This is a genomic window from Halorubrum sp. Ea1, assembly GCF_002252965.1.
Taxonomy (GTDB): Archaea; Halobacteriota; Halobacteria; order Halobacteriales; family Haloferacaceae; genus Halorubrum.
Genome location: NZ_NHPG01000085.1, coordinates 1 through 11,923, shown reverse-complemented (window position 1 = coordinate 11,923; position 11,923 = coordinate 1). Strand labels below are relative to the sequence as shown.

The 11,923-nt window shown below is 71.4% G+C and carries 12 protein-coding genes and 1 pseudogene; 10 read left to right on the top strand and 3 right to left on the bottom strand.

All coding sequences use genetic code 11. The features are described 5' to 3' along the window. The 4 genes from folP to DJ73_RS10630 all read left to right on the top strand — a co-directional run. The coding region (gene folP, locus DJ73_RS10645) for a dihydropteroate synthase (RefSeq protein ID WP_094557929.1) at nucleotides 1–1,022 on the top strand (1,022 nt) is incomplete at its 5' end. A gap of 36 nt (nucleotides 1,023–1,058) precedes the next feature. Then, nucleotides 1,059–2,495, top strand: coding sequence for a DHH family phosphoesterase (locus DJ73_RS10640; protein ID WP_094527790.1), 1,437 nt, complete (start codon nucleotides 1,059–1,061; stop codon nucleotides 2,493–2,495). A gap of 108 nt (nucleotides 2,496–2,603) precedes the next feature. Further along, entirely contained in the window at nucleotides 2,604–3,674 is a 1,071-nt protein-coding gene (locus DJ73_RS10635; protein ID WP_094557928.1) for an NAD(P)/FAD-dependent oxidoreductase, read from the top strand. Between the two features lie 139 nt (nucleotides 3,675–3,813). After that, the gene (locus DJ73_RS10630; RefSeq protein ID WP_094525660.1) at nucleotides 3,814–4,374 is read left to right on the top strand and encodes a hypothetical protein; all 561 of its coding nucleotides are present in this window, start codon (nucleotides 3,814–3,816) and stop codon (nucleotides 4,372–4,374) included. Between the two features lie 355 nt (nucleotides 4,375–4,729). Here the strand turns inward: DJ73_RS10630 and ilvA are convergent, their stop codons facing one another. Both ilvA and DJ73_RS10620 read right to left on the bottom strand, forming a co-directional pair. Continuing rightward, a complete protein-coding gene (ilvA, locus tag DJ73_RS10625; RefSeq protein ID WP_094557927.1) occupies nucleotides 4,730–5,941 on the bottom strand; it encodes a threonine ammonia-lyase in 1,212 nt (403 codons plus the stop codon). Nucleotides 5,942–6,190: 249 nt separating this feature from the next. Then, complete coding sequence (locus DJ73_RS10620) at nucleotides 6,191–6,613, bottom strand: gamma-glutamylcyclotransferase (protein WP_094525657.1); 423 nt, start codon at nucleotides 6,611–6,613, stop codon at nucleotides 6,191–6,193. A 149-nt stretch (nucleotides 6,614–6,762) separates the two neighbouring features. Between DJ73_RS10620 and DJ73_RS10615 the strand changes: the two genes are divergently transcribed. The 5 genes from DJ73_RS10615 to DJ73_RS10595 all read left to right on the top strand — a co-directional run bounded on the left by DJ73_RS10615 (nucleotide 6,763) and on the right by DJ73_RS10595 (nucleotide 11,036). Further along, nucleotides 6,763–8,271, top strand: a complete 1,509-nt coding sequence (locus DJ73_RS10615) for a stage II sporulation protein M (protein ID WP_094557926.1) — start codon at nucleotides 6,763–6,765, stop codon at nucleotides 8,269–8,271. Nucleotides 8,272–8,372: 101 nt separating this feature from the next. Then, nucleotides 8,373–8,852 (top strand): Hsp20/alpha crystallin family protein, encoded by a 480-nt coding sequence (locus DJ73_RS10610; RefSeq protein WP_094525653.1) that lies wholly within the window; start codon nucleotides 8,373–8,375, stop codon nucleotides 8,850–8,852. Nucleotides 8,853–8,960: 108 nt separating this feature from the next. Beyond that, on the top strand, nucleotides 8,961–9,413 hold the full coding sequence (locus DJ73_RS10605) for an Hsp20/alpha crystallin family protein (protein ID WP_094525651.1): 453 nt from the start codon (nucleotides 8,961–8,963) through the stop codon (nucleotides 9,411–9,413). Nucleotides 9,414–9,489: 76 nt separating this feature from the next. Further along, nucleotides 9,490–10,182: a protein-L-isoaspartate(D-aspartate) O-methyltransferase gene (locus DJ73_RS10600; protein ID WP_094557925.1), complete on the top strand. Its 693-nt coding sequence runs from the start codon at nucleotides 9,490–9,492 to the stop codon at nucleotides 10,180–10,182. A gap of 80 nt (nucleotides 10,183–10,262) precedes the next feature. Continuing rightward, the gene (locus tag DJ73_RS10595; protein ID WP_094525648.1) at nucleotides 10,263–11,036 is read left to right on the top strand and encodes a protein-L-isoaspartate O-methyltransferase; all 774 of its coding nucleotides are present in this window, start codon (nucleotides 10,263–10,265) and stop codon (nucleotides 11,034–11,036) included. Nucleotides 11,037–11,069: 33 nt separating this feature from the next. On the opposite strand, the gene DJ73_RS10590 is transcribed toward DJ73_RS10595, so the two are convergent. Then, the gene (locus DJ73_RS10590; RefSeq protein ID WP_094527797.1) at nucleotides 11,070–11,546 is read right to left on the bottom strand and encodes an Ig domain-containing protein group 1 domain-containing protein; all 477 of its coding nucleotides are present in this window, start codon (nucleotides 11,544–11,546) and stop codon (nucleotides 11,070–11,072) included. A gap of 114 nt (nucleotides 11,547–11,660) precedes the next feature. Between DJ73_RS10590 and DJ73_RS10585 the strand changes: the two are divergent. After that, nucleotides 11,661–11,923: pseudogene (locus DJ73_RS10585) on the top strand (ATP-binding protein); the annotation flags it as partial.

Genomic DNA, 11,923 nt, shown 5'->3' with positions numbered 1-11,923 from the left:
ACATCGCCGACCGGCTCGGGCTCGACGAGGGCGATGGACCGGTAGCCGGCGAATCGGAAGGCGGCGGATCGGCAGGCGGCGGACCGGAAGACGGCGACGACTCGGCCCCCGGAGGCGACGCCGACGCGGGCGGCTCGCCCCCCGACTACCCGTGGACCGACGGCACCGCCGTGATGGGCGTGCTCAACGTCACGCCCGACTCCTTCCACGACGGCGGGCGCCACGAGGCGCTGGAGGACGCGATCGCGGGCGCCGAGCGCATGGTTGAGGCCGGGGTCGACGTCGTCGACGTCGGCGGCGAGTCGACCCGGCCGGGCGCGGACCCGGTCACGGTCGACGAGGAGATCGACCGCGTCGTCCCGACGATCGAGGCGGTTCGGTCGGTGCCGGCGGTCGCCGACGGCGACATGCTGATCTCGGTCGACACCCGGAAGGCGCCGGTCGCGGAGGCGGCGCTGGAGGCCGGGGCCGACGTCATCAACGACGTGACCGGGCTGGAGGACCCCGCGATGCGCGAGGTCGTCGCCGAGGCGGACTGCCCGGTCGTCGTGATGCACAGCCTCGACGCGCCGGTCGACCCGACGAACGACCCCGAGTACGGCGACGTGGTGGGAGACGTGATCGAGTCGCTCCGCGAGCGGCTGTCGCTCGCGGACACGGCCGGGATCGACCGCGACAAGGTGATCGTCGACCCCGGGCTCGGCTTCGGGAAGTCGGCGGCCGAGGCGTTCGAGCTGATCGACCGGATCGGGGAGTTCGCGGCGCTCGACTGTCCGGTGCTCGTCGGCCACTCGCACAAGTCGATGTTCGGCGCGGTCGACCGCGAGCCGAGCGACCGGGAGCACGCCACCGTCGCCGCCACCGCGCTCGCCGCCGACCGCGGGGCGGACCTCGTGCGCGTGCACGACGCGGCGGAGAACCGCGCCGCGGTCGACGTCGCCGCCGCGGTGAACGGGACCCTCCGCGGGGGCGGAGACGCCGACGGCGGGGATCGCGACGGCGCCGACGCCCCCGACGAATGACGGCAGCGTTTTCCTCTCGCGTCACTTCGCGCTCGTATGGCCCGGCGTCTGCTGCTCGGCTGTAGCGCGGTCGGGAACACGCTCGTCGAGCGCACCCGCGAGGAGCGCGGCGAGCTCGTCGCGATCACCGACGACACCGGGTGGGCGTCGACGCTCCGCGACCGTAACGTTGGCACCGTCGAGGCCGACCCCACCGACCCGTCGGCGTACCCCGACCACGCCGCGGTCGTGCTGGTCGCGAGCGACGACCCCGCGCGAAACGTCGACGCCGCGGAGGCCGCGAGGGAGCGCTACCCGGACGCGATGATCGTCGCGCACGTCGGGACGAACCCGACCGCGGCCCAACAGGCGGCGCTGGAGGCGGTCGCCGACCGCGTCGTCGACCCGGTCGAGGCGTTGGCCGCGCGGGTCCGCGAGGCGACCGGCGCCGACGGCGACGAACTGCCGGTCCGACTCCTGTCGACGCTCCGCGACCTCTCCGGCCCGCTCCTCGTCGTCGCCCACGACAACCCCGACCCGGACGCCATCGCGAGCGCGATCGGGCTCGCCCGGGTCGCTGACGTCGTCGGCGTCCCGGCGGACCCCTGTTACGGCGGGGAGATCGCCCACCAAGAGAACCGCGCGCTGGTGAACCTGCTCGACCTCTCGCTGTCGACGTTCGACGGGATCGACCTCGACGACTACGGCGGGATCGCCCTCGTCGACCACTCGCGGGCGGGGATCAACGACAGCCTCCCCGAGGGGCACCCCGTCGACGTCGTCGTGGACCACCACCCGCCCCGCGGCCCGGTCGACGGGGAGTTCGTCGACATCCGGCCGGACGCGGGCGCCACGAGCACCCTCATCGAGGAGTACCTCTCGCGGCTCGGCGTCGAGCCGGAGCGACAGCTCGCCACCGCCCTGCTGTACGGTATCCGCATCGACACGAAGGACTTCACTCGGTCGACGTCGATCCCGGACTTCGAGGCGGCGGCGTCGCTGTCGCCGCTCGTCGACGAGTCGACGCTCGAACGCGTCGAGAGCCCGAGCGTGAGCCAGGAGACGCTCCGGGTGCTCGCGAACGCCATCGAGGGCCGGGACGTGCGGGGGTCGACGGTCGCCTCCTGCGTCGGCGAGATCAGCGATCGCGACACCCTCGCGCAGGCGTCCGAGCGCCTCCTCGATATGGACGGCGTCACGGTCACGTTCGTGTACGGCTACAAGGACGGGGTGATCTACGCCTCGGCGCGGTCGCGCGGCGCGGACCTCGACGTGGGCGAGCTCCTCCGCGACGCGCTCGACTCGGTCGGCTCCGCCGGCGGCCACGCCACTATGGCCGGCGCGCAGGTCCCGCTCGGCATCTTAGAGGCGGTCTCCGAGGACGAGTCGCTGCCCGACGTCGTCGAGGAGTTCGTCTCCGGCCGCTTCTTCGAGGCGCTCGACGACGCGCCGAGCCAACCGGTCGGTCCAGTGCCGGAGTTCCCGAACGACTGAGGGCTCGGAGACGGCTCCGACCCCGCCGTCCGTCCCGCCGTCAGCTCGTGTTCGGCGACCGCGTCCGATGGCGCAACCTACATATTTCGCGGCGGCGAACAGTATTGCATGACTGACGATATTGTCGATCACCGCCGACTGATCATCGCCGGTACCGGTATCGCGGGCCTCTCCGCGGCCATCTACGCCGCGCGGTCGAACAACGACCCCTTACTCATCGAAGGCGACGAGCCGGGCGGCCAGCTGACGCTCACCACCGACGTAGAGAACTACCCCGGCTTCCCCGAGGGGATCTCCGGGCCGCAGCTCATCAACGACATGAAAGCGCAGGCGAAGAAGTTCGGCGCCGAGACGCGCAACGGCGTCATCGAGGACGTCTCGAAGGAGCCCGCGGGCCACTTCCGCGCCGAGCTCACGAACGGCGACGTCTACACGGCCGACGCCGTGATCGCCGCCTCCGGCGCGAGCGCTCGGACGCTCGGCGTCCCCGGCGAGGACGAGCTGATGGGGTACGGCCTCTCGACGTGCGCGACCTGCGACGGCGCCTTCTTCCGCGGCGAGGACATGCTCGTCGTCGGCGGCGGCGACGCGGCCATGGAGGAGGCGAACTTCCTGACGAAATTCGCGGACACCGTCTACGTCGCGCACCGCCGGGAAGAGTTCCGCGCCGAGGACGTCTGGATCGAACGCACGATGGAGAAGGTCGAGGACGGCGAGATCGAGCTCCTCCTCAACACCGAGCTCACCGAGATCCACGGCACGCCCGAGGACGGCATCGACCACGTGACGCTCGTCGAGCACCCGGACGGTCACCCCAAGGAGAAGCTCGACGACCCCGCGACCGCGGACGAGGTCGACGAGTACGACTTCGACGTGGGCGCCGTCTTCTTCGCCATCGGCCACACGCCGAACACGGACTTCCTGGAGGGGCTCGGCGTCGAGACCGACGAGGACGGCTACCTGATCACCGAGGGGGGCCGCGGCGGCGGCCAGACGGCCACCGGCGTCCCGGGGCTGTTCGGCGCGGGCGACGTGGTCGACTTCCACTACCAGCAGGCGGCTACCGCGAGCGGGATGGGCGTGAAAGCCGCGCTCGACGTCGACGAGTACCTCACCGAGCGCGAGCGCGCCGGCGAGCTGTACGAGGGCGAGGTCGACGCCGCGGCCGCGGACGACTGAGACGCGGTTCGTCGTTTCGGGTGCGTCCGGGTCACCGCTCCGACGCCCCTCGTTCGCACCCGTGAGGCGATCGGTGACTCAAACCCTTCTTTGCGTTATACGTGGTACTATCCGCGGTTCCTCCATCGTTCGAAACGAGATGAACAGACGTGGTCTTGCCGTCGTCGCCGCTGCACTCGCGTTGGTCGTGACTGGTAGTGCCGTCGCCCTCGCCGGTCCTGTGTCGGGAGGCCCCGGCAGCCTCCTCGGCGGAGCGAGCGATCCGCCGGCGCTGCTCCACTTCGATTCCGACGGGGTCCGCTGTCCCGACGAGTTCGCGGCTAACAGTTCCACGTCGGTGGCTGCCGGGGGCGAGAACACGGAGATCACGTACGCTCGAAACGTCTCCCTGCCGGGGCCGTCGTACGCGATCGGCGGCCCGACGTTCGAGCGGGTGAACGAGTCCGCCTACGTCCTCGACGTCCCGATTGAAGAGGCGGAGAACGCGTCCAGGTCGTGTTCGGGCGTCGCCCGCTACAACGGTACGATGCGAATTCCCGCGGGCGACGACCCTTGGCAACTGATCGTCAAGCACGACGGCGAGACGGTCACCACGCTCCGCGGGGAGTCGGACAGTTCCCCCCTCGGCGGATCGACGAGCGTGAGCGGGAGCGTTTCGGCCTCGGAACCCGCGACCGATTCGACGAACTCCTCGGAGTGAACCGCCGCTGAGGTGACGCCGGCAAAGCCCCAGCCGCTCGGCGATACGCGGCCGCTGCCGGGGAGGACATCGCCAAAGCCCCAGCCGGGAGACGAAGCACGGCGACGCAAGGACCGCAGGAGCGAGTGGAACGAGCGACGAGGACCACAGCGAGCCGCGCGAGTCCTCCCGGCTGCCCTTTTGAGTCCCACCTCGCCCCGCACAGCACCGCAGCCTCACTCCTCCCCAGCCTCGCGGCTCCCTCCGCTTCGCTCCGGTCGCCGCGTCCCTCGCGCGTGCGACTCGCGCCCTCCGGGCGCTCGGAGGCACGCGCCACCGCAGTTCTATTTATAACTGGTCGTCGTGATCGCCTGCTTCACGACAGGATCTCGACCTCGTACCCGTCCGCTTCGAGCGCGTCGACGATGTCGGCGGCGTGTTCGGCGTCGTCGGTCTCCAGCTCCAGTTCGAGCTCGGCGGCGTTGACGGCGACGTCCCGCGAGGTGCGGTCGTGGTGGACCGCGTACACGTTCGCGCCGGTGCGCGCGACGATGCTTGAGACGCGCTCCAGCTCGCCCGGGCGGTCCTTCAGGTCGACCGTGATCTTGAGGTAGCGGCCCATCTGGACCAGCCCGCGCCGGATCACGGTGCCGAGCCGGTTGAGGTCGATGTTGCCGCCGCAGAGCGCGGCGACGACCGTCTCGCCGTCGTCGTACTCGAACGCCTCCGAGAGGACGGCGGCGAGCGCGACGGCGCCGGCGCCCTCCACGAGCGTCTTCGACCGTTCGAGGAGGAGCGTGAGCGCCAAGGCGATCTCGCGGTCGTCGACCGTGACGACCTCGTCGACGTACTCCGCCATGACCGCGAGGGTCTCCTCGCCGACCGACCGCGTGGCGATCCCGTCGGCGATCGTGTCGACGCTGTCGATCTCGCGGACCTCGCCGGCTTCGAGCGACTTCGCGGCCGAGGCCGCGCCCTCGGCCTGCACGCCGACGACCCGCACGTCGGAGAGCTGCTCTTTGACCGCGACGGCGACGCCCGAGATCAGCCCGCCGCCCCCGATCGGGACGACGACCGTGTCGAGCTCGGGGCAGTCGTCGACGATCTCCATGCCGAGCGTCCCCTGCCCGGCCATCACGACCGGGTCGTCGAACGCGTGAACGTACGTCCGTCCCTCGGCGCGCTCCAGCTTGTGGGCGTACGCCTGCGCCTCATCGTAGTCGACGCCCTCCAGCCGAACGCTGGCGCCGTACCCGCGCGTGGCCTTCACCTTCGAGACGGGCGCGAACTTCGGCATCACGATGGTGGCGTCGACGCCCGCGCGCTGGGCCGCGAGGGCGACGCCCTGCGCGTGGTTCCCCGCGCTCGCGGTGACGACGCCGGCCTCGCGTTCGGCGTCGGAGAGGGTCGCGATCCGGTTCATCGCGCCGCGGATCTTGAACGCGCCGGTACGCTGGAAGTTCTCCAGCTTGAGCCGGACGTCCGCGCCGCTCATCTCGGAGAAGGTCCGAGAGCGCTCCAAGGGCGTGTGACGCGCCACGCCGTCGACGCGTTCGCGCGCCTCGTGAACGTCTGAGAGGGACAGCATGCGTCCCCGTCGCCGCGCCGACCGCTAATCGGTTCCGGTCCGGGGCGTCTCTCCCGGCGTTCGCCGGCGCGACGGACCGCGCGCTCCGGGACGAACGGAAATCCGACGGGCGAGCCACCGGCTCGCCGTCTGTGAAAGGGGGAATGCACGCGTGTGACGTGCACCTGAGACCAAGCGGCCTGCATACAAAAAGGTGGGGCTAGCGGAGCGAAAGTGAAACCGCACGACTGCACCACCGTCATCCGCCCGTCAGACGCGTTTTTCGGGGGTCAGCCGCACCCGCACGTCGGCCCGTTCGAGGTACGTCTCGACCCGCTCCGCGAACCCTCCATCTGCGTTCGGGGAGTCGCCCGGCCACGTCGCGTCCGCGTCGAGCCGGTCGGGGTCCCCCACGTAGACGGCGGCCCGACTCGGGTGGCCCTCGGGCGCGTCGAGCGGGACGCTCTCCCGGAGACACAGTCCCTCTCTTACGCCCTCGTACTCGTCGAGCGCGGCCACCTCGTCCGTCCGGAGGAGCCGACCGGCCGTCTCCCCGCCCGGGGCGAGCGTCGGATACCGCCCCTCGACGAGACGGAGCCCGGTCAGAGTCGCCGGACCGACGAAGACGAACGAGTCGAGGACCTCGGCGACCCGGTCGGGCTCGGTCAGCGTCCCGTACACGAAGACGTCCATGAGTCGTGTGGGTCGTTCGCACGTTTGAAGCTTCGGACGCGCGGGGTCGGGGGCGTTCGAGCCGGTTCCGAGGTCGACGAGGCGAGAGCGCCGGCGACCGACCAACGACACGCGGACCCATTAAGTGGCGGACGACCGAATCGAGCGTCATGGACCTGTCCTCCGCCATCTCCGCCACGGCCTCCACCCTCCGGCGGCGTCCCGCCGACCTGCTCCCGTTCTACCTCCTCGGAACGGCGGTCCCCGTCATCGCCCGGATCGGGATGTTCGCCGCGCTCGCCGGCGTCTACGTGCACTTCGAGCTCACCGGTCGGCTCGCGGCCGCCCGCGACGCGCTCGCTGGGCTCGACCTGACGCCGCCAGACACGCAGGACCCCGAGGCGGTACAGGCGTGGAGCGAGTCGCTCGCCCCGGCGCTCGAACCGCTCGCGTCGCCGACGGCGATCGCCCTCCTCCTGGCCGGGACGGCGGCGACCGTCGCGCTCGCCGTCCTGACGTACGCCGCGGTCTCGGCCGGCCAGCTGTCCGCCGTCGTCGCTCGGCTCCGGAGCGAGCGCGGGCTCACCGCGGGCATCGCCGGCGTGCGAGACCGCTGGCTCACGTTCCTCGGGATATACGTCGCCGAGCTCTGCTGTTGGCTCGGGATCCTGCTCCTCGGGGGAATCGCTATCGCCGCCGCGTTCGCCGTCAACCCGTTCCTCGGGGCCGCCGCCGCGCTGGTCGTTCTGCTCGTCGGGGTCGTCGCCCTCCTGCTCGTGCGGATCGTCTTCGCGTTCGCCCCGGCCGCCGTCGTCGTCGACGACGCCGGCGTGGTCGGCGCCGTGGAGGGGGCGGGCGGGTTCGTCCGCTCGAACCCGGCCGACGCCGCCGCGTACCTCGTCGTCGCCGTCGGCGTCCTCGTCGCGATCTCGTCGGCCGCCTCCGCGCTCGCGTTTCTCGGGGGCGGAGCGGTCGTCGCGCTCGCCAGCGCGGTGGTCGCCGCGCCCGCGCTCGACCTGCTCAAGACCGTCCTCTACGGCGATCACCGCGGCGCCGTCGACCCGCTCGACCCCCCCGAGGCGACCCTTCGCGCGCAGCTCTCCGGCGGCGTCCGCCGCGGCTGGCGCGAGATGGCCGCGTTCGTGCGCCGGACCCCGGGACTACACGCGCTCGTCGTCGTCGTCGGGATCGGGTTCGGCGCGCTCGGCTGGCTCGCCGTCGACCCGTTCGTCGGCGCCGTCACGACCTCCATCGAAGGGCGACTCCTCGGCCACATACCGCCCGTCGCGGCCGTCAACTTCTTCGGGAACAACTGGTCGGTCGCGATCGCGACGTCGCTCTCGGGCGTCGCGCTCGTGATCCCGGCGCTCTCGTCGATCGCGTTCAACGGGTTCGCGCTCGGCGCCACGGCGGCGCTAGAGGAGAACCTCCTCGCACTCGCGGCGTTCGTCGTCCCCCACGGCCTCTTAGAGATCCCGGCGCTGTTCGTCTCCGGCGCGCTCGGAGTCCACCTCGGGATCGTCTCGTGGCGAGCGTTCCGGGGGCGGCGCCCCCGCGACGAGTTCGCGGACGCCTTGGAGACCGCGTTCTGGGTGCTCGTCGGCGTCGGACTGTTGATCGCCGTCGCCGCGTTCATCGAGGGATTCGTGAGTCCGTACTACTGGCGACCGTTCCTCTGAGGCGCCGACTGCGGTTCTCGCTGGTTCGGGCTCTCCCCGTCGATCCGTTCGGCCAGCCGCGCCCGTACGTTCAAGTCGCTCCGCCACGAATCCTGACCTGTATGACGCGACGCGATCCCTTCGGCGAGATCGAGGAACTGCTCGAACGAATGGGGCGGGAGTTCGAGGAACTCGGCGGCACGCTTGACTCGCCGGGCGGTCCCCAACTCTCCGGCGCTCGCGACGTCGCGGTCGACGTGATCGAGGACGACGAATCGATCACGGTGCACGCAGACCTCCCCGGCTTCGAGGACGAGGACATCGAGGTCGAACTGCGGGAGGACTCGCTGTCGATCGCGGCGACCCGCGAGGAGGAGCGCGACGTCGAGGTCGGGGACCCCGACGACGCGGCGGACTCGGACGACTCCGACGTCCGGTATCACCGCCGCGAGCGCCGGTCGCGGTCCGTCTCGCGACGGGTCCCGATCGCCGAGCCCGTCGAACGCGACGGCGCGACCGCCTCTTACGACAACGGGGTCCTCACGGTCACGCTGCCGAAGCGATCGGGCACCGGCGGCGGTCACAGCATCGACGTGAGCTGAGCCCCGGCCAGTCCCCGAAACCGCCTGGGTGTCCGGCCCTCGTGTTGCGAGATAGCAGCGCTCTGTCCGTGTTTAATACCTCGCGACGCCTCCATACGAGCGATTGTCATGAACAGATACAGCCCCTTCGACGAGATCGAACAGTTCTTCGGCCGCACCCCGTTCGACGTCGATCGGGCGTGGGGGCGGGACTTCCGAACGGCCGACGTCGACGTCGCGGAGTACGACGACGAGTTCGTCGTCGTGGCCGACCTGCCCGGCTACGACCGCGACCTGATCGACGTCCGCGCGACGGACGGGCGGCTCACGATCACGGCGGAGCGCGTGGAGACAACGCGCGACGGCGAGGTCGACGACGAGGGGTCCGAGACGATCCCGGGCGAGACCGGTCGATACCTCCGCCGCGAGCGACGCCGCGAGTCGGTCACGCGCACGGTCGACCTCTCCTCGCCCGTCGTCGAGGTCGAGGCGAGCGCGACGTACCGACACGGCGTGCTCACGGTGACGCTTCCCAAGGAGTCCGTCGACGACGTCGACGGTCACCGGATCGACGTGGAGTAACGGACCGCCCGAGATCGGCCGACCTTTTTATACTGCGGCCGACACTTTCTCCACTACCGCCGTGCTACTGCTCACCATGGACAACGCGAACGGGCCGGAACCGGATGGCGGTCCGGAACGCGGTGGCTCTCCGGACCTCGCGACCGCTCGCCGAGAGCTCGTCGACTCGCTCCGGGCGCGTCTCGACGTGAGCGAGCGCACGCTGTCCGCGGTCGAGGCTGTCCCGCGGCACGAGTTCGTCCCCGAGAGCCACCGCTCTCGCGCTTACGCCGACAGGCCGCTCCCGATCGGTCACGACCAGACGATCAGCGCGCCGCACATGGTCGCGATGATGTCGGACCTCCTCGAGTTAGACCGGGGCGACCGCGTCCTCGAAGTCGGGACCGGCTGCGGCTATCACGCCGCCGTGCTCGCCGAACTCGTCGGACCGGGGAACGTCTTCAGCGCCGAGTACGTCCCCGAGCTCGCCGCGGAGGCCCGCGAGCGTCTCGATCGGCTCGGATACGACGTGACCGTCCGATCGGGCGACGGCCGCGAGGCGTTCCGCGACGCGGCGCCGTTCGACGCGGCGTCCCTGACGTGCGCGGCGAGCGGCGGCGTCCCCGATCCGATCGTCGAGCAAGTCCGGACTGGCGGCCGGATCGTCGCGCCGGTCGGCGACGGGGGCTTCCTCGGCCGCGGCGGACAGCGGCTCGTCCGCCTCACGGTCCGCGAGGCCGGCGTCGACCGCGAAGACCACGGCGGCGTCCGGTTCGTGCCGATGCGGTGATCTCCCGTTCGGCGGGACGGGTCCCGGCCCGCCGCCGCGGCGAACGAGCGGTTTTAGGCGACCGAGCACCGACTCCGACCATGGACGAGGCGTCGCTGCGGGCCGACATGATCGAGGGGCTCGAACACGAGCTCGGCGAGCCGCTCGAGGCCGCCGTGCTGACGGCCCTCCAGCGGGTCCCCCGGGAGACGTTCGTAGACGACTCTCCGTACGCGAACGCCGCAAGCGACGAGGCCGGAACGCGCGTCCTCGCGCCGGCGACGGCGGTCCGGCTGATCGGCGCGCTGGACGCCGCCGAGGGCGACGACGTCCTCGTGATCGGCGCCGGCGTCGGCTACTCGGTCGCGATGCTCGCCGAGATAGCCGGGGCGAGGCACGTCCACGCGGTCGACATCGACCGCGAGGCGGTGTCGCTCGCGCGGTCGAACCTCTCCGCGGCCGGCTACGAAGCCGTCCTCGTCGACCGGCGAGACGGCGCGAACGGCCTGCCGGAGTACGCGCCCTACGATCGCATCCTCCTCGAGGCGGCGGTGCTCGAACCCCCGCGCGCGCTCAGGGATCAGCTCGACGACGACGGGCGGCTCGTCTACCCGCGGGGGAACGCCGTTCAGACCGTCGCGGCGATCGAGACCGCTCCAAACGAGTCGGCGGAGCCGGACGACGACGCCCCGCCGGGCTTCCGCACCGTCGAGACCGCCGGCCCGGCTCGGCTCCGGCCGATGCTCGTCGACGGGGAGCAGCGCGGCGTGGAGCGGAACCGCACGCGCCGGGAGGACGCCGAACGGGCCGAGCAGGGCCACTTCGCGCCACACGGCTGGGAGCAGGAGTGGATCGACTGGGACGACCGGCTCTGAGGGCGCGAACGTCACCGGACGCCGTCCTCACCGTCACTCCTCGACGACGAGCACCGCCGTGTTCTCCCGCTCGTCGACGTAGTCGCCCTCGGCCGGCGGTTTGACCTCCACGGTGAGCGTCCCGTCCGGCTGGTTCGGTCCCAGTTCGGGCGCGACGTCGACGGTCGCGACCCCTTCTTCGTTCGTCTTCGCCGTCGCCACCCCGTCGATCTGCGCGGATCCGCTGCGGACGATCACCGTCGCGTCGGCGACCCGCGCGCCGTCGGGATCGATGACGGACACGTCCACGGACTGCTCGCCCGGCGTCGTCACCTCCGGCTGCGGCCGCGCGTCTACCTCTGTCGCGGAGAGCCCTTCGATGTCGCCGATCATCCCCATCATCACGCTGAGACTCGCGACGCCGACGACGAGGGCGATCACCAGCCTGACCGGCAGCCCTTCGATGGCGCGTCTGTCCGTGCGGAACGATCGGCGGTTCGCGGTGCGTCCGTCGCGTTTCGAGTCGGACATAGGCCCCGCTGGCCGCGGTATCACTGATAAGCGGTCGGGGCGCTCGACCGGAACGCCGCTCGGCTCTTCCGCTCGGGCCCACTTTTTTAGTGCGATACCGCGGTCACCGCCGATATGCACGTGCTCGGACGCGAGGACGGCGGGGCTCGCGCCGCCTCCCGCGGCGACGCAGACAGGGCGTCGGACACTACCGCGTCGCTCCCGACGCTCCGCCTCGGATCGTTCCTCGCTCGCGACGGCAGCGCCGGGGCTCCCGTCGGCGTCGACGCGGACCGGCCGCACGCCGGCGTCGTCTTCGGTAAGCGCGGCACCGGGAAGTCGTACACGCTCGGCGTGCTCGCCGAGGGGCTCGCGGACGCGTCGGGCGTCTCGGCGGT